General features: G+C 43.9%; 19 protein-coding genes and 2 pseudogenes. 19 read left to right on the top strand and 2 right to left on the bottom strand.

Annotated elements, in window-relative coordinates:
* The first annotated feature begins 1 nt into the window (after position 1).
* From ELZ11_RS19200 to ELZ11_RS19115, 19 genes and pseudogenes are all read left to right on the top strand, one after another.
* A complete protein-coding gene (locus tag ELZ11_RS19200; RefSeq protein WP_137358993.1) occupies positions 2–838 on the top strand; it encodes an OmpA family protein in 837 nt (278 codons plus the stop codon).
* The gene (locus ELZ11_RS19195) at positions 835–2,934 is read left to right on the top strand and encodes an SLBB domain-containing protein (protein WP_137358992.1); all 2,100 of its coding nucleotides are present in this window, start codon (positions 835–837) and stop codon (positions 2,932–2,934) included. The genes ELZ11_RS19200 and ELZ11_RS19195 overlap by 4 nt, the downstream gene beginning before the upstream one ends.
* On the top strand, positions 2,934–3,623 hold the full coding sequence (locus ELZ11_RS19190) for a CpsD/CapB family tyrosine-protein kinase (protein WP_137358991.1): 690 nt from the start codon (positions 2,934–2,936) through the stop codon (positions 3,621–3,623). Before ELZ11_RS19195 ends, ELZ11_RS19190 begins: the two co-directional genes overlap by 1 nt.
* A 33-nt stretch (positions 3,624–3,656) precedes the next feature.
* Complete coding sequence (locus tag ELZ11_RS19185) at positions 3,657–4,466, top strand: phosphate/phosphite/phosphonate ABC transporter substrate-binding protein (protein ID WP_137358990.1); 810 nt, start codon at positions 3,657–3,659, stop codon at positions 4,464–4,466.
* A gap of 18 nt (positions 4,467–4,484) precedes the next feature.
* Positions 4,485–6,767 carry an ATP-binding protein gene (locus tag ELZ11_RS19180; protein ID WP_137358989.1) on the top strand — a complete coding sequence of 761 codons (2,283 nt, stop codon included), beginning with the start codon at positions 4,485–4,487 and terminating at the stop codon, positions 6,765–6,767.
* A 136-nt stretch (positions 6,768–6,903) separates the two neighbouring features.
* A pseudogene (locus ELZ11_RS19175) lies at positions 6,904–8,074 on the top strand (sigma-54-dependent transcriptional regulator); the annotation flags it as partial.
* A 119-nt stretch (positions 8,075–8,193) separates the two neighbouring features.
* Positions 8,194–8,391 (top strand): annotated as a pseudogene (locus tag ELZ11_RS24120) (helix-turn-helix domain-containing protein); the annotation flags it as partial.
* Positions 8,372–9,430: a glycosyltransferase family 4 protein gene (locus ELZ11_RS19170; protein ID WP_137358987.1), complete on the top strand. Its 1,059-nt coding sequence runs from the start codon at positions 8,372–8,374 to the stop codon at positions 9,428–9,430. The pseudogene ELZ11_RS24120 and the gene ELZ11_RS19170, both read left to right, overlap by 20 nt.
* A gap of 219 nt (positions 9,431–9,649) precedes the next feature.
* A complete protein-coding gene (locus ELZ11_RS19165; RefSeq protein ID WP_137358986.1) occupies positions 9,650–10,828 on the top strand; it encodes a glycosyltransferase in 1,179 nt (392 codons plus the stop codon).
* A 21-nt stretch (positions 10,829–10,849) separates the two neighbouring features.
* Positions 10,850–12,055, top strand: a complete 1,206-nt coding sequence (locus ELZ11_RS19160; protein WP_137358985.1) for a glycosyltransferase — start codon at positions 10,850–10,852, stop codon at positions 12,053–12,055.
* On the top strand, positions 12,055–13,494 hold the full coding sequence (locus ELZ11_RS19155) for a lipopolysaccharide biosynthesis protein (protein ID WP_167494723.1): 1,440 nt from the start codon (positions 12,055–12,057) through the stop codon (positions 13,492–13,494). Before ELZ11_RS19160 ends, ELZ11_RS19155 begins: the two co-directional genes overlap by 1 nt.
* Positions 13,491–14,879 (top strand): O-antigen ligase family protein, encoded by a 1,389-nt coding sequence (locus ELZ11_RS19150; protein ID WP_137358983.1) that lies wholly within the window; start codon positions 13,491–13,493, stop codon positions 14,877–14,879. Before ELZ11_RS19155 ends, ELZ11_RS19150 begins: the two co-directional genes overlap by 4 nt.
* A 79-nt stretch (positions 14,880–14,958) precedes the next feature.
* Positions 14,959–15,711 carry an acyltransferase gene (locus tag ELZ11_RS19145; protein ID WP_137358982.1) on the top strand — a complete coding sequence of 251 codons (753 nt, stop codon included), beginning with the start codon at positions 14,959–14,961 and terminating at the stop codon, positions 15,709–15,711.
* Entirely contained in the window at positions 15,704–16,822 is a 1,119-nt protein-coding gene (locus tag ELZ11_RS19140) for a glycosyltransferase (RefSeq protein WP_137358981.1), read from the top strand. The genes ELZ11_RS19145 and ELZ11_RS19140 overlap by 8 nt, the downstream gene beginning before the upstream one ends.
* Positions 16,819–18,243 (top strand): GumC family protein, encoded by a 1,425-nt coding sequence (locus ELZ11_RS19135; RefSeq protein WP_137358980.1) that lies wholly within the window; start codon positions 16,819–16,821, stop codon positions 18,241–18,243. The genes ELZ11_RS19140 and ELZ11_RS19135 overlap by 4 nt, the downstream gene beginning before the upstream one ends.
* Positions 18,244–18,496: 253 nt before the next feature.
* Positions 18,497–19,621 carry a glycosyltransferase gene (locus ELZ11_RS19130; RefSeq protein WP_137358979.1) on the top strand — a complete coding sequence of 375 codons (1,125 nt, stop codon included), beginning with the start codon at positions 18,497–18,499 and terminating at the stop codon, positions 19,619–19,621.
* Positions 19,618–20,805, top strand: coding sequence for a glycosyltransferase family 2 protein (locus ELZ11_RS19125; RefSeq protein ID WP_137358978.1), 1,188 nt, complete (start codon positions 19,618–19,620; stop codon positions 20,803–20,805). Before ELZ11_RS19130 ends, ELZ11_RS19125 begins: the two co-directional genes overlap by 4 nt.
* Positions 20,806–20,814: 9 nt before the next feature.
* On the top strand, positions 20,815–21,456 hold the full coding sequence (locus ELZ11_RS19120; protein WP_167494722.1) for a sugar transferase: 642 nt from the start codon (positions 20,815–20,817) through the stop codon (positions 21,454–21,456).
* 429 nt (positions 21,457–21,885) lie between these two features.
* Positions 21,886–22,911, top strand: coding sequence for a FecCD family ABC transporter permease (locus tag ELZ11_RS19115; protein WP_137358977.1), 1,026 nt, complete (start codon positions 21,886–21,888; stop codon positions 22,909–22,911).
* Positions 22,912–23,003: 92 nt separating this feature from the next.
* Here the strand turns inward: ELZ11_RS19115 and ELZ11_RS19110 are convergent, their stop codons facing one another.
* Both ELZ11_RS19110 and ELZ11_RS19105 read right to left on the bottom strand, forming a co-directional pair.
* On the bottom strand, positions 23,004–24,233 hold the full coding sequence (locus ELZ11_RS19110; RefSeq protein WP_137358976.1) for a quaternary amine ABC transporter ATP-binding protein: 1,230 nt from the start codon (positions 24,231–24,233) through the stop codon (positions 23,004–23,006).
* A complete protein-coding gene (locus ELZ11_RS19105; RefSeq protein ID WP_137358975.1) occupies positions 24,226–25,125 on the bottom strand; it encodes an ABC transporter permease in 900 nt (299 codons plus the stop codon). The genes ELZ11_RS19110 and ELZ11_RS19105 overlap by 8 nt, the downstream gene beginning before the upstream one ends.
* Positions 25,126–25,145 lie beyond the last annotated feature (20 nt).

Genomic DNA, 25,145 nt, shown 5'->3' with positions numbered 1-25,145 from the left:
CATGAATACATTCACTAAATACATAGCCATTGTTCTGTCTAGCCTTGCTGCAGGGTGCAGTATTTTCCCTGAGCAAGGCACAGGTGGACTTGCTGAGAGCTACGACTCGATTAACTATCAAAACTCTGACTTCTCACCAGTCATGCCAGACGAACCTCTTGGCCCAGAGCACGGCCTTCGCTTTGATTGGCAACTTGCGAAACTACACCTAGATTCACTCATACGTGAAGGCGCTAAATGGTGTTTCCCTGCCGCCGTTGTGCAAGCGATAGAAAAACAAAACCGAATTGCTCGTGAGCTACAAGGTGGCTTGTTACTTGATGCAGCAAACGATCTAGTAATTCAAAGAAAGCGCCTAAGTAAATTAGAAGTTCAATTGGATTATGTCACCTCACAAACACGCTGCGTTCCACCTAAAAACGAACAACAGTTCCACATTCAGTTGTCGGTGGTTCAACACCTTTACGACTTATTGAATGTAGACAACCAATTTGCCCATAACTCTACTGAAATTAACCCTAAATACATGGGTCACTTGGCAGAAGCCTCAAACATTCTTAAAGAGTACAACCAGCTCACTCTCGTAGTAACCGGGCATGCTGACGCAACAGGTACAGATGAATATAACGATCGCTTAGCGCTTGGGCGTGCTAAGCAAGTCGAGCGCTACCTCACCATTTTCGGGTTAAGCCCTCAACGCATTCAAACACTCTCGTTAGGTGAAGCGGTTCCCCTTTTCGAAGGTGACTCAGATGGAGTTAGACTCACTAACCGCCGTGTAAGTATTGAAGTTATCTCTCCAGACTCATCGAGCTATGGAATAGGAGATACATTATGAATACGTTAACTACCATCGTTCTCATTATATTCGTTAGCTGGGTCAGCCTATCTAATGCCGAAGAAAACTTTGATGATGCCGTTCAAGTCGGCGACTTAATTCAAGTAAATGTGCCAGGCGAAGAGAGCCTTAACCAAGGCTTCCAAGTAGACAAGCGCGGGCGCATTACTCTTCCAGAAGTAGGTAGCGTGTTTGTCGCTGGCTACGACAACGAACAACTAAGTAGCGTTATCTTAGAAGCACTCGCAAAAGCTTATCGTGACCTTTCTAACGCACAAGTTTATGTGAAACAGCAGCAGATCCTGATATCGGTACAAGGCTATGTAAAAAAACCAGGCGAATACACATTAAACCAAGGCGCTAGCATTCAAATGGCATTACATGCTGCCGGTGGATTACGCTCTGGTGCGCAATTAGACAAACTTATCTTGAAACGTGGCGCGGTTAAAAAAGAGTTCAACTATAAGAAGTTTTTAGATTCGGGTAACGATGCTGTATTACCAAGCCTGCAATCATTGGATTCATTGTTTGTTCCCGCGTCACCATTAGTGGGTAATATTGAACAAGAGTTCGATGCGTCAAAACTTGCTAACTCGGGCGATAGCGCTGACTCACGCCAATCGATCAAAGTGTTCGGAGAAGTGAATGCTCCAGGCTCTTTTTCTTACAAAGAGAACACTGATTTGGTTGATATCATCATGCGTTCTGGCGGTGTGACTCGTTATGCGGGCGTTGAGCAAATCCGTGTCATTTCCAACAATACCCCTATCCTCTTCAATTTGAAACAGTACCTTGATTCCGGCGACCAAGATTTGTTACCGCCACTACAACCAGGTTCAACCATCTTCGTTCCCAAGCAAGAAGAAGAAATCAAATCAGGTGCTAATACCGTTTACATCATGGGTGAAGTCGCGGACCCAGGCGCTTATGAAGGTAAGAAAGGCGCGACTTTTATGGACATTTTAGCCAATGCCGGAGGCCCTACGCGATTTGCTGAGTCTCGCCAGATCCGAGTGATCAAAGCTAACGGAACCGTTATTAAGTTTGATTTAACTGCATATACCGAGGGCCTAAACGGCGTCACTCCACCTTCTATTCGTTCAGGCGACGCGATATTCGTACCCGAAAAAACCGATATGAACGAAAAATCTTGGTTGAAAATCGCGCCAGATAGAGCGGTGAATGTGATAGGTGAAGTAGTTCGCCCTGGACGTATTGAATGGTCTGATGAAATGGACCTCATGGCTTTACTTGCTCATGTAGGCGGCCCTACTTTACGAGCTGATACGACTAAAATCGAGGTGGTTTCTGGTCGTAGAATGGAAGTCTTCGATTTAGATGCATTTATTCGAAATGGCGCTCCGCGTGACCAACTCCCCGTAATCCGTGCTGGTGCTATTGTTCGCTTGCATGATCTTCCAGAAGATCCGTCTGACAATAAATCTCAGTGGGTTCGTCAAAGTTCAGATGCATCAATCTATGTATTTGGTCAGCTTAACTCGCCAGGCCGTTATCGCTTTACCAAAGATATGCATTTCTTAGACATCTTAGCAGCCGCAGATGGCCCAACTAAAGACGCTGATATTCATAATATCCGAGTGACTCATCGTGATAAGAGCTATTCGAAAGTCAGTAAGCTCAACCTATCGCTGTATTTTGAAACCGGAGATGAATCTATCCTACCGATTGTTGTTCCGGGCGATACTATCTACATCCCTGAGAAACAAAAAAACTGGTTAGATACACCGAAAGAATCAACAGTTCGCGTGTTGGGTGCTATCAGAAACCCGGGTCGTTACGAGTTCAACGACAATATGACCATTCTTGATCTGTTAGCTGAAGCGGGTGGCCCTACGAATAGTGCTTACCTAGAAAAAATCACCGTGGTTAACATGTCGTGCTGCCAAGGCCAAGCAAGGTCATTTGATTTAATTGAATTCAGCAAAACAGCCAACATCTACCACCTACCCGTTATCCGCTCAGGCGACACCATTTTTATTCCTGACAAAAGTGACAGCTTACTAGAGAAAGCGCGAGTTGGTCTTGAAGACATCTTACGTCTTACCACAGCCATTGTTTTGATAGGAGCGCTATGATGTCTATTCCTGCAACCCATGCTGAAATTGAGCAGCTCTACTTGGCAACCGAGTTAAATGGCCACAAGTCGATATGCATTACCTCGTGCCATTCAGGTGACGGTGTCACATCAGTAGCGACCGCGTTGGCAGAACGTTATTTGTTAGCTGGCCACTCTACCCTTTACGTGGATTTGAATTTATTCAACCCAGCTTTTAAAGACTTAGAGCTGTTCAGCCAAGGTTCTGAAGGCCAATTGATTGAACATATCGAAAGCCATAAAACGTTTGTTGGTGTTCCCGCCCCACGCGAGGCTTCCACCCAATTGGCTTATAAAGATCCTACAACGCTAAGTAATGTGATTGAAAAGTGGTTAGATAGCTATGACCGAGTGATCGTCGATACCTCACCTTTGCTAAACATTAACCGAGGTAATATCCCCGCACAAAGTGTGGCTAGCGCATGTGAAGCGACGCTAATCGTTGTGGCTTATGGAGAGACGTCCTCTCACCATTTAATCCACGCTAAAGCACTACTCACCGCCCAGACTATCAATTTGATGGGTTCCGTACTCAATATGAAGCATACCCCTAGCTTTACACAGGAGTTAGTGCGTCAACTTAACAAAGTGAAATTCATGCCTAAACGCTGGCGCGAAAAAATAGCCAATCGCTTGTATCAAAACGAGTTTTTGAATTTGCCACTTTAGCCGTTACATAACGACAACTAAAAGGATTTAGCCATGAAAATTTTAACATTTACTTTGCTAGCATTAGCGTCAAGCCAAGCGATTAGTCAAACACTCACGTTCAGTATTGTTCCGCAGCAATCCGCTAGTCGTCTGGCTGCGCAATGGACACCGATCATGAAGCTTCTTAGTGAACGGACTGGTCATGATATCGTATTCACAACCGCTAAAAATATCCCCACGTTTGAAGATAACTTGGCCAAAGAAAAGTATGACTTCGCTTACATGAACCCCTACCACCTTGTTGAGTTCAATAGCTCAGTAGGTTATTTACCAATTTCAAAAGCCAAAGGGAAGCAACTCAAAGGCATAATCGTGGCCAAAAAAGACAGCGGCATTACTTCGTTAGAACAGCTTAATGATACAACTCTAGCTTTTCCGGCTCCGGCCGCGTTCGCAGCAAGCATCTTAACGCGCTCCTCACTTAATGAGAAAAACGTAGAATTTCAACCAAACTACGTATCGTCACACGACTCTGTGTATTTATCGGTTGCACGTGGTTTCTACCCTGCAGGTGGAGGCATTGTTAGAACCTTTAATGCACTAGACGAATCGGTTCGTTCACAACTAACTACGATTTACACCACTAAAGGCTATACGCCACATGCCATTGCGCACCATCCTCGCGTCGACAAAAAAATCGTTGCAGATGTACAACTCGCACTCATCGAACTGGCAAATACTGAGCAAGGTAAAGCCCTGCTACAACCGTTGAAGATACAGGCGTTTGAGGCTGCAGAAAGTAAAGATTGGGACGATGTTCGTGCCTTAAATATCGATTTGCTTTCGCACAAATCCAAATAATCGACCGAGGACAGGCTCATGACTTTTAGAACCAAAACAATTCTTGGGATCGCTACGATAGAAATCGTCTTGTTAATGGCGTTAGTGTTCAGTGCAATGTCATTCCTGTCCGATTCGAATGAGAAGCAATTAATTCAGAGAGCGCAGGCAACATCATTGATTTTCGCTCGTGCAACCAAAGACGCTGTGCTTTCGACTGACATCGCAACCCTTGATGACATCGTCAAAGACATAATGACCATTGAAGACGTGCTCTATGTAAAGGTCGAGCAACACGGTGTGCCAATCAGTTGCGACGGTGACAAGGCACTGCTTGAACGTCATATTCAATCCGATTCCAGCCTAAAAAATATCGACGACGGCGTGTTTGATATTGTCCAGCCGATAGAAAGCAAGGGCGTCACTTACGGGGCTATCTCAATTGGTTTCGCTACGTCTGCCATCGATATGATGCTATACGAAGCTCAGAACACCATCATGTCTATCGCTTTTATTGAAGTGGTTTTTGTTGCGATATTCTCTTTTCTACTCGGCACTTATCTAACCCGTAACCTGAAAAAACTGAGCGACGCTGCCAAACAAGTTAAACAACAAGGACCTGGGTATCAATTAGAGGTCAGCCAAAAAGATGAATTGGGGGAAGTGGCTAGCGCCTTCAACAAGATGTCCCAATCACTGCACAGTAACTATGAAGAAATAAAGCTCGCTCGCAGCGAAGCCGAGCAAGCCAGTGAATCTAAAAGTCGTTTTCTAGCGTCAATGTCTCACGAGATCAGAACGCCAATGAACGGCATTCTTGGCATATTAACCTTGCTCCAAGAAACCAAACTAAGCCAACAACAGAATCATTTAGTGAATACTGCGACCGATTCTGGAGAATTACTGCTTTCAATCATTAACGACATTTTGGATTTCTCAAGAATGGAGGCAAATACCCTAATTCTTGAGCAAAAACCATTTTCAATTACCGATTGCATCAATGGAACCATTGAAAGCTTTGGTCCTAGTGTCGCCAATAAAAACCTAAAGCTCGTCGCTACCTATCAAAACTCAATACCTGCCGTTGTCATAGGTGACGTCCACCGCTTCAAGCAAATCCTACTTAACTTGATAGGTAACGCGATTAAATTCACCTCTGAAGGGTCTATTGAAGTTGCAATATCTACTCAACAAATTGATGACAAAAAGATCAGCTTGCACTGCAAAGTTAGCGACACCGGAATTGGCATCGAAAATACAGCAATGAGTTATCTATTCGATGAATTTACAATGGTCGATCAAGGTTACTCTCGCAGTCGTGATGGTTCTGGGCTAGGTTTAGCCATTTGCAAACGCTTAGCGGAGCTAATGGATGGTGAGATCTCCGTCGCCAGTGAACAAGGCAATGGCAGCACCTTCTCATTCAACGTAACGTTAGAAGTCGATACCCAAACGGAAACTAACAAGGTTATTGAAGCAAAACCATCATCAAACCTAAGTAACAAAATACTTAGTAGCAAGATTCTCGTGGCTGAAGATAACACCGCCAACCAACTGGTTATCATGAATATGTTCAAAAATGTCGGTATGGAAATAGATATCGCACAAAATGGGCAGCAAGCAGTTGATATGTCGAGAAATAATGACTACAACTTAATATTCATGGATATCTCAATGCCGGAAAAAGACGGCATTGTCGCGAGCCAAGAAATTCGTCAATTTGACGATACCGACAAGGCCTCTATCCCAATTATCGCGTTGACCGCTCATGCCCTAACCGGCGATAAAGAAAAGTTCATTAACGCGGGAATGACCGATTACTTGTCGAAACCAATGCGAATGTCTCAAATCGTGTCCATGCTTAGTAAATATATCGACAATGAAGAACATAAGGATGTGCCTGATATGAGCCAAACTCAAGAAACGCAACACTCAGTGAGTTCGGTAGACCTAGAAAGCTTATCCCAGTTAGTGGACGAGCAAATCCTACAGCAAATGATTGAAGACACCTGCGTAGAGATCATTCCGGTGCTTATCGACCATTACGTTGATGAAACCAAGAAAAGGATGGACAAGATCCAAACCGCCTTTAAGGACCACGATGCTGATGCTTTAGAATTTGAATCACATACGCTTGGCAGTTCTGCACTTGCGCTAGGTAATCGTTCTTTGTCTACTCTTGCGCGTAAAATTGAAAAGCTTTGTCAAAGTGGTGAATCTGAGCAAGCTTTCCTATTGGTCGAAGAGTTACAACCGCTAGCGGACACGTCTTTAAGAGCGATTTTAGATCGAAAAGAAATTGGTTTTGAGTCACCTGCTTAGTTTGCTGAGAATTAAGAGCGTTCTCTAATTTGGTAGCAATTTATGTAGAACACAGCAACTACGGACTCTAAATATTGCTGCCACCGCTCGCTTATGCTATTTGTTGTTTAGTTATTGGTTTCAAAAGGAATTGTACATGCGACCAAAAGTTTTATTAGTAGAAGATTCAACCTCGCTCGCGATTCTATATAAGCAGTACGTGAAAGATGAGCCCTACGATATCTTCCATGTAGAAACAGGTAAAGAAGCACAAAGCTTTATAGAAAGACACGCGCCTCAGCTAGTGATACTGGATCTAAAGCTGCCAGATATGTCTGGTGAAGAAGTTTTAGATTGGATCACAGAAAATGAAATCCCAACGGCAGTGGTTATTGCTACGGCACATGGTTCTGTGGATATTGCGGTTGATCTAATTCAGCGGGGTGCTGAAGATTTCTTAGAAAAGCCTATCCAAGCCGATCGCTTAAAAACCTCCGTTCGCCTTCACCTTAAGCGCGCGAAACTCGAACACTTGGTAGATGATATTCAAACAAAGTTTGACCGTGAGCGCTTTCATAACTTCATTGGTTCTTGCTTACCAATGCAAGCCGTGTACAAAACTATCGATTCAGTTGCCCCTACTACGGCAAGTGTCTTTATCAACGGTGAAAGCGGTACGGGTAAAGAAGTCTGTGCTGAAGCCATTCACCAGGAAAGCCAACGCCGCGACAAGCCATTTGTCGCAATTAACTGCGGCGCTATTCCTCGCGATTTAATGGAAAGTGAGATATTTGGCCATGTAAAAGGGGCATTCACCGGCGCGACAACAGACCGTAAAGGTGCCGCGATGCAAGCTCATGGCGGTACTCTGTTTCTCGACGAACTCTGTGAAATGGAACTGGAGATGCAGAAGAAGCTGCTACGCTTTTTGCAAACAGGGACTTTCACTCCACTTGGCGGCAATAAAGAAATTAAGGTCGACGTTCGTATTATTTGTGCGACTAACCGAGATCCATTAGTCGAAGTTGAAGAAGGTCGCTTTAGAGAAGACCTCTACTACCGAGTTCACGTTGTACCAATTGAAATGCCACCATTACGAGAGCGAGGAAGTGACATTGTCACCCTAGCAACGCATTTCTTAAAGTCTTACGCTAAACAAGATAAAAAACGTTTCAATGCAATAGACAGAGAAACTCAAGCTCTACTGAAACGTTACCCTTGGCCAGGTAATGTAAGACAACTGCAAAACATTATTCGCAATATCGTGGTGCTGAATAATGAATCTAGCGTTACGAAAGATATGCTTCCACCTCCAATAAATAGCGCGAAAGCATCCGGCACTGCATCATCAAAACCGCGTGTGGATACTCCTCCACCAGCGGCGGAAGCAATTCAGGCTCAAGTGCAACCACAAGTAGAAGTTAGTGAGTTAAGTCAAGCCAGCACTCCTAGCACTTCAGCGTTTACCAATCCTGATGGTTCTATTCGACCTATGTGGAAAATCGAACGTGAAGCCATTCAAAACGCGATCAGTTACTGTGATGGCAACGTATTGAACGCTGCGGTTCTTTTAGAACTAAGCCCTTCGACCGTTTATAGGAAGAAGCAAGCGTGGGAATCAGAAGATGAGTGCAGCCAAGCCTGATCTTCCCGACACCAATGAGATTTGGCTGTTATTGGACAGCCAAATCTACGGTGGGATTGAGTCGCACGTTCTTGAGTTAGCGCTCGGCTTAATTTCCCATCAGTTTCCCGTTCGAATTATATTGATCAACCGATACCACCCCACTCCCCCTATTTTGGACAGATTGGTTCAAGCTGATCTTCCCTACAGTTACTTAAATGACCTGTCACCACACAGTCAAAGTTCCTTCAAACGATTTACTAGTGCCGTTTACCGCTACCGCCCAACACTCGTGCATGCCCATGGCTACAAGGCTAGCTTATACAGTAAAGTGGCAAAAGTGATGGGAGTGTTAAAGCAAACCAAGCAAGTTTCAACTTATCATGCTGGTGAAACGCCAACAGGAAGAGTTTGGGTATACGACTGGTGTGACCGCTACACGAGTTTTATTTCTAACCACTCGCTAGTCGTCAGTGAAAAGATCCGCGCTAAGATCCCCACTCAATCTACGTTACTCAATAACTTCGTCGCCCAATGCTCAACGCCGGGCAAGTATTCAGACCACATAGGCTTCGTGGGCCGGTTGAGTCATGAAAAAGGACCAGATAGGTTCGTTGCGCTAGCCAATGTTTTTACAGATTACACCTTTGATATATATGGAGACGGCCCTGAGCTATCCGCAGTTCAAGAACAAGCAACATCTAACCTGCGCTGCCACGGACATCAAAGTAATATGGCTGATGTTTGGCATAATATTGGAGTGCTGATTATTACGTCTCGCTTTGAAGGCCTACCAATGGCCGCACTTGAAGCGATGGGACGAGGAATACCAGTTATATCGCTTTCGGTTGGTAACCTACCTAATCTAATTGATCATAAGGAGAACGGTTTTCTCGCGAATAACATGGACGAACTGAAACATTGGGTCGAATACTGGTTACAACTACCTGAACATGACCAATGTAATATTAGGCAAAATGCGATAAAAACCATCCACTCAGAATATTCGCCACAAGCTGTTATCCCCAAGCTCGTTGAATGCTACTTCCCTAGCCATTGAACTTTGAATCTTTTTTGTTCAATCCTATGAATGACCGAAAATTCCACCACGTAATGCCTTTCCATTCTGATTCTCATTTTAAAAATTCATTTACCTTGTAATCGCTAACTTTTATTTTTCTCGTAAAAACAACCAATTAGAACACCTCTATCGTTGGCATTCGCTTTGCTATATCCATGTATACAAATAAATCGATAACATCATTGGCAAGGGGTAACTATGACTGTTCGCAAGAATGTTCTCTACGTTCACTATAGCGATAACTGGATTCGTGGCAGCGAAATGTGTCTTATGCATTTAATAGATAGCCTAGACAGGAATCGCTTTACGCCATTCCTTTGGACCAATTGCATTCCTCTAGCGCGTATCTATCAAAACAAAAAGATCGAGACTCTATATTCTGAATTTACCTTGTTAGGTGGCTGGGATTACCCAAAATTCGATTGTTTTGGTTGGCTCAAGCTAGTGAGGCAAGCCATCAAGTTTATTCGTGTACATAACATCGACTTAGTGCATGTGAACAGTGGAGCGCCCTGCCAATGGATGTGCCTAGCAGCTCGTCTGTGCGGTGTGCCGCTGGTTACTCAACTTCATAGCGATTATCAGCTCAGAGACAGATTTACCTTAGGGTTACACCTTTCACCACACACGATTTGTGTAAGCGAGGCAATCAGTCACGGTTTGCTGGGAGACGGCTATCCAAAATCCAAACTATCGGTGATTCATAACGGCGTAGCCGAAGAGTTTTCTACTCCTATAAATATTCGAGATCGTTTGAATATCCCTCTAAATCGTTTTGTTTTTATTAGTGTTGGTTCGCTTATCGTTAGAAAAGGTTATGACCTAATTATCCAAGCTCTCCACCACTTGTCAGGAACGATAGATTGCCATTTAGTCATCATTGGTGAAGGTGAAGAAAGAAGCAATCTGAAAGCTTTAGTTTCAAAATTAAACCTAACCAACCGAGTACATTTTGTTGGTGAGCAACACAATGTCTCTGACTGGCTCCACAGTGGAGTAAACGCATTTATAAGTGGAGCAAGAGACGAAGCGTTTGGTTTGGCCATTGCAGAAGCCGGGTTGGCCAAGTTACCCGTTATTGCCCCTAGAGTGGGTGGAATCCCCGAGTTTATTGAACACTACCATAGCGGTTTGCTCTTTTCTCATAGCAACGCGATTCTCGATATCGCAGAAAACATGCGCAAGCTCGCTTCTAGCAAAACATTGCAGATCACGTTAGCAGAAAACCTTTATCAGCATGCTTCGAACAAGCTAACTGTTAGCGCGAATACCAATGCTATTCAAGCTATCTATGAAGATATGTGTTGTGAACCATCCAATCATCGCGTGCCCGTCAGTAATGGATTTAAGCCCTTACTGCGTTGGACATTCAGATAACTTCAAATTGAGGGCTGCACTATGACTATGCATAACACTCAACAGGATAATCGAGTTCATGGTTTTGTATATGACCCGATTGCATTCGCAGGTGGCTCAAAAGTCGCAACAGCAGAAATGCTAACGGTATGCGGCGATAAAAATGTCCGCTTTACCATTTTAACTTCAACGCCTTCAAGTTGGAGTCACATTAAAAAATCGAACCCGGATACTTCCATTATTTCACTCGCGAATTGGAGTTTTCTAAGCCAAGCCAACGGCATCCGCTACTGGTTTGCTCAGCTGTACTTTGCGTCAATGATATTTTTCACGCTGCTACGCATTAAGCGAATTGATTACGCTGTAGGGGCTTCCGGCCCTGGTATCGATATGGCGCTATACATTTGCCGTCTAATGCTGCATTTCCCTATCATTCAACTTATCCATGGGCCAGTCGCACCATCTAGAGCTATCGGATACTGCCTGAGCCAGGCTAAAAAGGTGTTCTATTTAGAATCGACCTATCAATCTATCGTAAACGCACTATATGCGTACTTTTCGCTGACGACCGACCCCGGCCAGAATTGCGCAATGGCGAAGCTGTCCATCGACGATAGTCAATTGCAAGTGTTCACCAATGGCATTAGTCAAAGCCAATGGCCTGTATCGGCGTGCTATCAATCAAAACGAATTTTTTGGGCAGCATCTTTATTAGAGTGGAAAGGGTTAGATATTCTTCTTTCGGCCATTGACCCTAAATTTACGCATTCCCATTTGGTCGCAGACATTTGCTACATCCGCCCTACCTCTACCCAGTTAGGTGTAAGTGAACTTCCAAAGAACTGGAGCAACGTCTCCCTTTACGAGTCGCCATCGAATTTAGACCAGATTCGATCGCAATGTGGGGTCTTCGTTTCAACCAGTGACAACGAACCCTTCGGGCTATCAATATTGGAGTCGTTAGCTGCGGGCTTGTCTGTCGTCATTCCTGAAGATGGTGCTTATTGGGATAAAAAACTCACTCACGGTGTTAACTGCCTTAAATACAATCCAAGAGATGAACTGTCGCTACGCACTACGTTAGAGTTATTACAACGCTCGACTGAATTACGCGCATCGCTTTCAATTGAAGGAAAGCGTATCGCCGAGTGCTACCGCGCTGAACGTTGCTACGCTCATATTACAAAATGTCTGTTAACGGGCCGCACCGAATTATCACATATGCAAAATACCCTAGGAGTTCACTGATGAAAACTTCAGGGCCTTTAGCCAGCATCGCCACCTATGGAGTAGGACTGGTACTTAATAAAGGGCTTTCTTTATTGATGCTGCCATTAATGGCGAGTTACTTGATGCCAGAACAGATCGGTAAGCTAGATCTATTAGCGACGATTGGTGCTGTCACCGGAATCGTACTCGCTCTGGCTATGCATGAAGTCATCTACCGCTTTGCGAGTGTAAAAACCGACGACAAACAACAATTCAAGTGCGCTAGTGAAATTTACACAACCACCAGTTGTATCTCTTTAGCGTTCGCTGCAACGTTGTTTTTCATGATTAATCTTGTGGAAATCCCCGCTACAAGCCCCGTATCTAAGACCGAACTTAATTTGTTGTTACTCTGTGCTTCTTTAGAAGGTGTTTTGGGAATATCCAATGCTTGGTTGAGGTTAAAAGACAGAGCTAAGACTTTCCTTGCAGTCAGTGTCTGTTCAACCGCCATACAGGTAGGTTTAATTGTTGTCGTATTAATCAATGCACCATCAGTGAAAGCCATCCTTGCTTGTGGTGCCGTGACTTATCTCTTGCAGTTTGTTGCCTTGCACCTTATCAATCGATTCAAATGGCGCTTACCAAGCAAAACCGACGTAAAACCTTATTTGTACTACAGCGCGCCATTGATGTTAGCTGCGTTGGTTAGCTTCGGTTTAAATGGTTCTGAACGTTTGTTTTTAGCTTATTCTTCCGATTTCGCCACACTAGGTTGGTATTCGGTCGCCGCTAAGTTTTCTCTAGCAATGTGTATTTTGATGCAGCCTTTCGGAATGTGGTGGATGCCAAAGCGTTTCCAAGCCCTAGAACAACAAGGGGTTCGTAAATGCGCGCAAGTCACTCAGCTTGGCATTGTCTATTTGACCATGCTGACAATCGCAGTTGCGTTTGCTGCTAAAGCGTTTATTACCCTTACCTTGCCTTCTGAATATCTTATTTCTACACAGCTCTTGGTCGGAACTTTGCTTGTCGCTTGGTTCAAAGAAATCTCAGAATTACTTAATATCGGAATTTTGTATAAAAAGAGAACCAAAGGCCAACTTCAAATCTGCCTAGCCGCAACAATCGTAGGGCTAGTTCTCATGTGGCAACTTCAAAGTCACGGGATTTGGGGAATCATCATTGCTCTAGGTATTGCTCAAATGATCAAGGCTATTATCACTTTTGTCGTTAGCCAAACCTTAGTCTTATTGCCTTATCAATATCTATTACTGCTTTCTAACTTCATCGTACTGATGTGCAGCTTATATCTCTCTTACTACACTTCTAACCCTTGGTTGTGTATTGCATTTGCTTGTTTAGTTCCCCTTATTGCATTGTTACCTGTGGCCTTAAGTCGTGAATTTTCTCCGCTATTTATTAAAAACTTCAAAGGCCTATCTCACCGTGTTCGTTTAGGGTTGGGCCGCATATGAAAGCAAACCAAAGCAGATTACCAGCCATCTTGTCCGCCACTGTGGTTTGTTTGCTGATCACCGTTATTTGGTATTTCGTGCCAAACCCACTTGTTGTTTTGGTGCTTGCCATGATTCCTCTTGGCGCACTGTTTGTTCTGAACAAAACCTTTTGGCTCGTGATCTTGTTTGTGGCTTTTTCATTCTTTCGAATCCACGAAGCCGTACCACAACTCTACCCTTTAAAGATTCCATTGCTGTTATCACTTGGGGCGTTATCTGCGCTGCTGTGGCATGCATTCGTAAGTAAAGAGCTAAAAATGTATTGGCACCCAAGCCTCACTTGGCTTTCTATCTTTTGGGTGCTGGTTTTTGTCGGAATCATTTTCGCGTCTAACCGACCAGAGGCGATTAAAGAGTTTAAAGGTATTTACTGGAAAATCATTGTGATGACGTTAGCCATTGTTTGGCTTGTAACAAGCGCCAAAAACCTCGGACATACATCATTGGTGATCATCTTATCCGGTTTATTGATTGGCTCCATCGCGCTTTATAACTCTGCAAACGGTATTGGCATGGTTGAAGGCACTCGTGTCACGGTTGGACGTGATATCGGTTCGATGCTTGGGGATCCTAATGATCTTGCGTTAGCGTTAATGTTTCCACTCGCGTTTGCGGTCAGTAATACCATCACACCTCGCCTATCTCTGCTGTTGCGAGTTTTAAGCGCCATTATCTGTATCTTATTGCTAATGGCAGTCATCGCTACTCAAAGCCGTGGCGGCCTATTAGGCTCATTAACCGTATTCGGGATCTTCGCGATTAAAGTCATTCGTTCGAAAGTGCTACTGATTAGCGTAAGTGGCGTGGCGGCAATGGGGCTTTACTTAATGGCAGGCATATCAGGGCGAGCATCAGGCGGCGCAGCAGAGGCTGGGATTGATGCCTCCGCAATGGGGCGTTTATATGCTTGGGAGGCCGCATTTAAAATGGCCACAGTGAATCCCCTTACCGGTGTCGGGCTTAATAATTTTTACTCAAACTATTACTACTACAGCCCACATTGGGATGGGCTTAATCACGCAGTGCACAGTACTTGGTTTGGAGTATTAGCCGAAACCGGATTCCTCGGGCTCATCATATTCATTGGTTTGATTGTGACTCTTATTCGAACCGCCCGAGGAACTTTGGCGTTAATCGAAAAAAGCCGAGTACCGCTCGATCCTAATTTAGTATCGTCTGCCAATGCTGTTTACGCAGGCCTGCTTGGTACCATAGTATCCGGTACGTTCTTAACTCAAGGCTTCAACTGGCCTATTTATATCTTGGCGGCATTGATTGTTTGCGTCGCTCACATATCTCAAAAAGCCTGTCAAATTGAGAACCCTCCCGAGAGAAATACATAACCCATTGTAATTTAGTAACTTTATTTATGGCACACTCTGTGTAAGTACTCCTATATACCCATGGCTAGGAGTATTCAAAATGAACACAATGTCGATTCATAATTTTAAGTTCTGGTTAAAGAGCCACCCTAATTCTCAAATTAGAAATGTCTTTTTTATTTTGAAAAAGATTCGTTGTGCCGAGCTACGAACCCCCATTCTCTACAATAAATGCCTTTATTTCATTCATAACTTTGTAACGGGAGTCATCTCGTCTTTAACACGAATCCTTTATTTCACACCTGCTTTCAAGGGTCGGTTAGCAAATTGCGGTAAACGACTTTATCTGTATGGTGGAATTCCTTTCGTCAGCGGCCCTGTCACCATAAACCTAGGCGATGATTGTCGAGTATCGGGCCAAACTACCTTCTCTGGTTGCTCGATGATTCCTAATCCGAGTCTCATTGTCGGCAGCAATGTCGATATAGGCTGGCAGACTACGATTGCGGTCGGGACTAAGGTGGTGATTGAAGACAACGTTCGTATCGCAGGTGGAGGTTTTTTATTTGGTTACTCAGGCCATCCACTGGATGCAAAACGTAGAGCACAAGGTGAAGGTGATGATCCGTGTCAGATTGGCGAAATAGTATTGGAACGTGATGTCTGGTTAGGGACCAATGTAACAGTGAAAGGCGGTGTTACAATTGGCGAAGCCTCTGTTATTGCGGCTGGTAGCGTGGTCACCAAGTCAATTCCTCCATTTTCTATCGTTGCGGGTAACCCTGCCAAAGTGGTTGGCCAGATCCCTCAAGCTGATTCGACTTATGAGTCAATAGGAGGTTCAGATGCGTGATCTTATTGTTTTCGGTGAAGACTTTGGCGGTCTTCCTTCGTCGACACAACATTTAATCCGCCACTTATCTCTGAATCATAAAGTGTTGTGGGTCAACTCTATAGGCCTAAGACAACCTAAACTTTGCGCTAAAGATGTAAGCCGCGCTCTCAATAAGCTTATCGGCCAGAGCAACACCCAAGCGCAGAACATGATGAAACCATCGCGTGAGCAGAATATTACGGTCGCTAATCTGCGAACCATTCCCGCACCGCGTTCAACATTGAGTCGTCATGTTGCTAAGAAAATGATGCTTGCTCAGCTTCTACCCTTGATTAAAAAGCTTCAGCTTAAAGATCCAATATTATGGACGTCATTACCAACCTCAGCGGACCTATGTGGTCAACTTGGTGAATCCGCGGTGGTTTACTATTGCGGAGATGATTTTGAAGCGCTTGCGGGCGTAGACCATGAAACGGTTGCTAAGCACGAAGCAAAGTTGGTCGAAAACGCCGACCTCATTTTCGCAGTCAGCGATAACCTAATGAGAAAATTCCCTTCTAGCAAAACCCAATATCTCCCACATGGCGTTGACGTGGAATTATTTTCGACAGCCGCACCTCGGGCTGAAGATCTGCCTAGCTCACACCGACCAATCGCTGGTTTTTACGGTAGCCTTTCTAAATGGCTGGATTACTCGATGTTAGATAAAGTCGCTAACCAATTACCTGAATGGGACTTTGTCTTTATTGGCCCCAACGAGCTCAACACCTTGCAACTACCAAAACGCAAGAATGTTCATTACTTAGGTCCCAAAAGCCATTCTGAACTGCCACGCTATTCCCAACATTGGGATGTCAGTATTCTGCCGTTTATCGACAACGAACAAATTAGAGCATGCAGCCCTCTCAAACTGCTGGAATACCTTGCAGCCGGATCATCAATTGTTTCTACGCCCTTTCCTGCTCTAGAACCGTACTGTCAATACGTCACTACGGTTGGAAATGCGGAAGAAATGATTAAGGCTCTGAAGAAACACCGAAACACAAAAGCTGTGCCCAGAAATATTGTCGAAAATGAGAGTTGGAAAAAACGCAGCCAATTCGTAGGTTTAATGCTGGAGCTTTTATGAATCAATTAAAGATTAGATTACTCATCATTCTCGGTGGCATGTGGCGACAGCGCTATGTGATTGTTGTACCGATCTTGATTCTCCCATTCGTCGGCTTCGGCGTGAGTAAACTAACGCCACTCAAATACGAAGCCCACACCAGTATGCTGATTCAAGAAACCGCTAAAATGAACCCTTTCCTTGAAGACATTGCGGTCTCCACAATGCTTAAAGACAGGATCAACGCGTTAAGAACCTTACTGAAAAGCCGTCACGTTCTTTATTCGGTTGCCGAAGAGCTTGAGCTAATCACAGACGAGATGAGCGATATCGAAAGAGACAAGGTCATTGCAGATATATCAAACCGATTAACCATCACTCAGTTAGGCAAAGAGTTTCTACAAATCAACCTGACAGCCAACAAGCCAGACGGAATGAAAGAGCTGCTCCGTTCCGTTAGCGATCATTTCATTGAACAATTGCTGGCACCGGAGCGTTCTTCGATTCAAGACTCAAGTGACTTCCTCGCTATTCATATTGAAAAGCGTCGAAAAGAGCTCGATGTAGCCGAGGAAGCACTGGCGATTTATAAGAACGAGAATGCGCAATCAACACCAGAAATACAAAGCCAAAGCTTAAATAGGCTTGCAGCCCTCAAACAAAATTTGGCCGAGAAACAAGCGGAACTAGCAGGTGTTGAGAAAAGCTTAGGTTCTATTGATCAGCAACTGTCTAAAACCAACCCGGTTATCGGTAAGCTAGAAGACCAAATCATCGAAATCCGTAGTGACTTAACATTACTCAAAGCCAAGTACACAGACCAACACAGCGCCGTGCAAGCCAAAGTAAGAGAGCTTGAGAGACTGGAAAACGAACGCACGACACTGTTGAAAATGAAACAGCCTAGCCTCAACAGTGACCAGTTATGGGATATTGCCAGTAGTAATACGTTAACTAAATTGTCTGATGTGCAGCCTTTATTAGTTACACAGCTTCATAGCTTGCAATTGGTGCGCTCGCGCTACGAGTCATTAAGTGAGGAAACAAAGAGCTTGAAGAAAATGGTATTCGAACTTGAAAACAAAGCGAACCATTTTGGTGAAAATGCAAAAATCATGTATCGACTACAACGCGATGTTCAAATCAAACGTCAGCTTTACGATGAATTGATGGAGCGTTTTGAAATGGCTCAGCTAACTGGCTCTCTAGGGATCTTCGAACAAAACAAACGCGTCAAAATTATTGATTTACCTTTTAACCCAAGTGGCCCTTCCAACTTACCCAGTATCATTTTCATCTTAGCCGGATTTATAGGAGGCATTGCATTAGGCAGCGGTCTTGCGGTCGTGATCGAGCTTTTTGACTCTTCAGTAAAACGCCAAGACGAAATTGAAGCCATATTGGAAACACCTGTGATTACCGTTATCCCGAAACTCAGCTAGTTATTTAATCCCCATCAAATCGCACAAAGCGCTGCCAATCATGTCGGCGCTTTCTATTTGAAACGAATCCATTCCTTTTTGATTCCCAATTTAATACCAAAACAAGAAAACACACCAAAATAACCATAAAATACTGATATATAAGAATAACTTTTCTGGCACAAGATATGCTAATTCATAAATAAGCAAGCGTAGTTAATCACAATTTCCGTTTGCAGAATCAATTTCATAGCCACAAAAAAGGAATCTAAAAATGGACACAGACGATAAAAAACGTGGCAAAAAAATCATTCACGTCGTTCAGCATTTAGCACCTGGTGGCTTAGAAACGTTGACCTTAGATTTACTTCGGTTAGCTAAGCCTCAAGATGTAGTCATGATTATTAGCCTTGAAGGTACCCGAGAAGAAGCAATTCACCACTGGCCTAAGCTTGAAGCGCATGCTGAACAGTTAGTGTTCCTACAGAAAGAGCCCGGCGTGCAATTTAAAGTTGTCTCTACTCTGATTAAAGCTTTCACTGGCATTAAGCCTGATGTTGTTCACACACATCATATTGGCCCACTTATCTATGCTGGGTTCGCCGCTCGCGTTTCTGGTGTACCCACTCGCATCCATACTGAACATGATGCTTGGCATCTACGTAATACTAAGCGCCGCCGACTACAAAGCGTGGCATTAAAAGCAGCTCAACCAATGCTCGTCGCTGATGCGACTCGAGTTTACAATCAACTCAAATCGATGTTTGCGTATGACAAGCTGATTACTATTAAAAACGGAATCGACTGCGACAAGTTCCACCCACTTCCAAAGCAACTTACTCGCTCTCTGTTTAATCTACCGAAAGACAGAATAATTATAGGTTGTGCAGGCCGATTGGAATCCGTTAAGGGACAAGACCAACTCATTAAAGCGATGGCCTTCTTACCACAACATGTGAATTTGGTGTTAGCAGGTGATGGCAGTGAACGTGCCAATCTTGAAGCGCTAGTATTAAAACTCGGCTTAAAAGAACGCGTATTCTTTCTTGGCTTGGTCGATGACATGACGGCGTTCTACCAGTCACTCGACCTGTTTTGCTTACCTTCTCGCCATGAAGGGTTACCACTCTCACCTCTAGAGGCTCAGGCTTGTAATGTGCCAACCGTCGCGATGAATGTGGGCGCCGTCAATGAGACCCTGTGCCCCAACACCGGTATTTTAGTAAAGAACCACAATATCATTCACCTAGCTCACGCCTTACTCTCTGCCACTATCAGAACTGAAAATGAGCGGAAAGTTTCTGTTTCGGCTTGTCCACGCGATTTCATACTGACCAACTTCAACATCAAAAACATGGTCCAATCCTACAACGAACTGGCTAAAGGAGCATATGCATGATTGACCTAATTCTAATGGCGATCTGTTTCATGAGCGGTGCGCTAATTGTTTACCATCACGTAGGTTATCCACTAATTTTACGTTGGTATTCGCGCATCCATCCTTCAATGAAAATTAAAGAGGTATGGAGAGGCTACAAAGTAGCAGAGGCAGACCTGGACTTACCAAGCGTGACTATTTTGGTGCCAGCATTCAACGAAGAACAGTGGATCGCTGATAAAATTCGAAATTTGGCCGCGCTCGATTACCCACGTAACAAGCTTAAAGTCATCATCGCGTGTGACGGTTGTAGCGACCATACAGTGAACATTGCGCAAATGACGATCCAAGAAGCGATTTGCTCCGATATTCATATCGAAATTCACGACCACCAACAAAATCGCGGTAAGGTAGCGATCGTCAATGAAGAGCTACAAGGCATCGACAGTGATATTACCGCTTTAAGTGATGTTTCTGCTCTTATTTCTCTCGATGCTTTGCTCATTGCAAGTGAGCACTTTTCCGACAAAACGGTTGGTGTAGTCAACGCTACTTACTGTTTATGTCCTTCAGAAAACCAAGGTGAGAAAAGCTATTGGGCCTATCAAACGGTATTGAAACAACAAGAAGCCTCTTTTGGTTCAAGCCTAGGCGCACATGGCGCGTTCTATTTGTTCCGCACTCACCTATTCGAAACACTTCCATCGAACACCATTAATGATGATTTCATACTTCCTATGCAAATCGTTAAGAAGGGTTATCACGCAGATTATGATTCAAACATGGTGGCGTTAGAAATGGAGCAAACTAACGAGCAAAACGACTTTCGCCGCCGCTTGAGAATTTCCGCAGGGAATATGCAACAAGCCATTGAATTATTTGGCTTATTCAACCCAAGATTTAAAGGCGTCGCATTTGCATTTTTCTCAGGAAAAGGGTTAAGACTGCTAACCCCTTATCTAATGCTGACATGTTTACTGACATCGCTATTGCTTCGCCACCACGTTGTTTTTGAACTTCTATTCTGGTTACAAATCAGCGTGTACATCACGGGTGTCGTGGGTTATTTATTACCCAAAAAATTATCTCTCAAACCGATCACTTTAGTTTCGTACTTAGTCGTTGGGCATTACGCCAACTTTGTTGGTGGGCTTCGTTACTTACTTGGATTTGAAAACTCACACTGGACACGAGTTAATCGTTAAGGACTGACCATGATGAATACTAACTTATACCAATACAATATCTCACGCGCAAAACGAACATTCGACTTTGTTGGTGCGTTGATCATTCTTGTTGTGTTCTCACCATTGTTTCCATTGATCGCGTTGGCTATCGTAGCCTCTTCTAGAGGTCCAGTTTTTTATCGCCAACTACGCGTGGGGAAATCAACACCAGAGAAAATGGAGCTGTTTGAGATAATGAAATTCCGTAGCATGTATCAAGATGCGGAAGCACGATCTGGCGCGGTATGGGCAACAGAAGACGACCCCCGCATCACTCCCGTTGGTAAGTTTCTACGAAAAACTCGTTTAGATGAACTCCCTCAGTTGTTCAACGTACTCAAGGGCGAGATGTCACTGATTGGGCCTCGTCCAGAGCGACCAACTTTCTATAACAAGCTAGAAACAGAAATCCCCTATTTTGCCGACCGCACTTACGGTGTGTTACCAGGAATTACGGGGCTTGCTCAAGTGAATCAAGGTTACGATACGTGTATTGAGGATGTGAGACGCAAAGTCGGATTCGACCACAGCTACGCGCTAAGCTTGTGTTCCATGAAGTCTTGGATTGCAACAGATCTCGGAATCATCACTAAGACAATTGTAGTGATGGTCGATGGGCGTGGTCGATAAAAATGGAGTTGGCTTTAATATGATTTCGTCAGTTGTAGAAAGCCAATACCAATATTGCCTCGCCCCTATGAGATTGAGAACAAAAAAAGCCGCCTGACTAAGGCGGCTAACACAGAAGGAGTTTAAGGTTCTTAAACAAGACAGTAATTTATCCAGTCATGGGAACAACCTCAAAATATACAGAACAACAAACTGTAACAACAGTATTTGTTGTTTAGTGTGATTATCCGCACAATAAATCCTTACTTAGACGAATTAATAACCCAACCAAGTAGGTATTGCTTGGCTCTCGAGATGCACAACAAAACCTTATTACATAACAAATAACTGCGACAAAAGCTCAGCATAAAAAAATTAAACCCATTTCGGCTTGAGAATTTAATGATATTGATTATCATTAAGCTTTAGCTATCATTTCAGATTGAAATCATGACCTCATTGACTCAACGAAAATTGGCCATCATTAGTGGCGTCGTATTTTGTGTATTCATCACGTTGTTTAGCTTTCTTGCAAGCCTGCTACTAGGTCAAACGACTCTTTCTATTTCAGCTCTATTCGAATCGATACTTCAATATCAATCCAGTAATTGGGAACACAGCCTTATCGTAGAAGAACGTCTCCCAAGAGCCATCCTTGCGCTTGTTGTTGGAGCTTCGCTCGCGGTTTCAGGAACATTATTGCAAGCACTGGTGCGAACGCCTTTCGCTTCGCCAAATTTAATCAGTGTGAACACCAGCACCGTTCTTTTCAGTGTTGCTGCTGTTAGTTTGTTTACGATCACTTTGCCTGAGCACCTTGTGCAAATAGCGGCAATTGGCGCTGTGCTTTCAATCTGTTTGATATACTTCTTAGACGCTAAGTCTAAAACGCTCAATGCCCCACTCAAAATCATGCTCTCAGGGCTGATTATTACTGTACTTACCATTGCCATTACTAGCCTGATCTTACTTACCACAAATGGAAATTTGGAAAGCGCGATGTTCTGGTTAGCGGGTTCGATTTCCAACTATTCATTCGACTATGTATTACCGCTACTTCCACTTCTCGTATTTGCTTTAGGAGTAACCATTCTTTTGATCCCCTATATCAATCGAATTATGGACACCGACCCTATGGAAAATAAACTCGAATTGTACACCGCCATAATTAAGTTCCTCATCGCCGTTTGTGTCGCTATTTTTGCGTCAATTTCGGTAATACTGGCAGGGCTTATCGGCTTTGTTGGACTAGTGATTCCCTATATTAGTCATAAGTTTGCCGGCAAAGATTTCAGGTGGGTCTTGCCGATTAGTGCCTTGCTAGGAGCCACCCTACTGCTCTTGCTTGATACTCTTTCACGTGTCTTAAATTCAGACAATCCTTTACCAATCGGTGTCATTACTGCCGTAATTGGTTTTCCGATTGCACTAATTCTCATTTTGAGAACCATGAGCATCCGACGCAAAGCCAATTAATAAGTTCATCTTCTGTCTGCTGGAATTTAAAAAGCCACCTTGGACAATGTCAAAGGTGGCTTTCTTTTTATGACTCAACGAAACGATATTGCCTAGGACGCTTTATCGATCTGTAACTTTGGGTCGGGTTCTTCTGCCTCGCTTTGTTCAGCGAAGATATCTGCAACGGCACTACGTTCAAGTTCACCTTTAAGGTTGCCTTCTTCATCCACAACAGGGAGTGAATAATCGCAGGACATAGTGTCAGGGAGAACTTCTTCGATAACCGCGTCAGGCAAGACGGCAGGCACTTCTTCGTAAATCTCATCACTAAAGTCATGCACGCTCGAATCTTCAACCGCATCTTGCAAGCTTTCTTTGGTCACTAACCCTTGATAGCCTTCATCCGTTACATGGTAAGCGTAGTCATGTTTCAGAGTCTTCATCTGTGCCAGTGCGCCTTCAATGGTCTCAGAGGTAATTCTATACAGCGGAGGCTGCATGACTGTCTCTACGGTTAGAGCTCGCGCTCGATTCACATCTTTAACAAAGGCTTCCACGTAATCATCCGCTGGATGCAGCAGAATCTCATGTGGCGTTCCCTGTTGAACCAATTCACCATCTTTTAAAATAGCAATTCGGTCACCAAGTCGCAGCGCTTCATCTAAATCGTGAGTGATGAACACAATCGTCTTATGAAGCTTTTCTTGAAGCTCGATAAGCTGGTCCTGCATCTCGCTACGAATTAGAGGATCTAATGCAGAGAATGCTTCATCCATTAATAGGATTTCCGCATCGGTACATAATGCACGAGACAAGCCTACACGCTGCTGTTGTCCACCAGACAATTGGCCTGGGTATTGGTCTTCGTACCCTTTAAGCCCCACCGTTTCTAACCACTCTTTTGCTTTCGCTAAACGTTGGTCTTTTTTAATGCCTTGTACTTCTAGCCCGTAAGCTACATTTTCAACGACAGTTCTGTGTGGCATTAATCCAAATCGCTGAAAGACCATCGACATTTTATGACGACGGAACTCTTCTAGCTCTTTGGTATTTAGGCTCATAACATCAATGCCTTCCACCGTGATTTTGCCTTTGGTTGGATCAATTAAGCGGTTGAAGTGACGAATCAAAGTTGATTTGCCGGAGCCCGATAAGCCCATGATTACAAAGATTTCACCTCGATTGATCTTAAGATTGATCTCTTTTAGACCAACCGTGTGACCAGTATCGGCCAAAATAGCGTCTTTGTGTTCACCCTGTTCAACACGGCTCATCACGGACATTGGCTTCGGGCCAAATACTTTGTATAAGCCACTAATTTCTATCAATGGTTTAGTCATGTTTGAACCCTCCTAAATGCGCATTGGTACGGCGTGCATACGCTTGTGAAGCTCGATCAAACAAAATCGCTAGCGCTACAATGGCAAAACCATTAAGTAAGCCTAACGTGAAATATTGGTTAGTAATGGATTTAAGTACCGGTTGACCTAGACCTTTCACCCCAATCATAGATGCGATTACCACCATCGATAACGCCATCATGATTGTTTGGTTAATCCCGGCCATAATCGTTGGCATCGCTAGCGGTAGTTGAACACCCCATAGACGTTGCTTCTTATTCGCACCAAAGGCGGTAGCCGCTTCTAGCACTTCTTTATCAACCAGTCGGATACCCAAATTGGTAAGGCGAATAACCGGAGGAATCGCATAGATAACCACTGCGATCAAACCTGGAATCTTACCAATGCCAAGTAACATCACGACGGGAATCAAGTAAACAAATGCAGGCATAGTTTGCATGATATCCAATAAGGGAGTCACTACCGATTGCACCTTATTTGAACGTGCCATCGCGATACCAATCGGAATCCCTAGCATGATTGAAACCATAGTACACACAGTAATGATACTTAGCGTTCTCATGGTGTCTTCCCACATTCCGAAGTATCCAATGAGAAGCAAAGACACTACACAGCCTAACGCCAATTTCCAAGAACGACTTGCGGCATAAACTAAACCGGTACATACCGCTAAAACGATAAACCAAGGTGTAGAAATCAGGAGTTTTTCAAACCAAACGAGGAAGGAAAGTAAAGGGTCAAAGAAAGATTCTATGAGTTCGCCGTATTCACGAGAGAAATCGCGATACGCGCCATCTAAAGTTTTTTTGATCGCTCGTAAGTCCGAGCGTTCCATCTCTGGGAAACTAGAAAACCAGTTGCTGTCAGCCATTTTATATCCTTATAGTTCGA

The sequence above is a fragment of the Vibrio profundi genome, from assembly GCF_005281835.1.
In the GTDB taxonomy this organism is placed as follows: domain Bacteria; phylum Pseudomonadota; class Gammaproteobacteria; order Enterobacterales; family Vibrionaceae; genus Vibrio; species Vibrio profundi.
The sequence above is the reverse complement of the archived record's forward strand: the minus strand, read 5'-3'. Positions and strand labels throughout refer to the sequence as shown.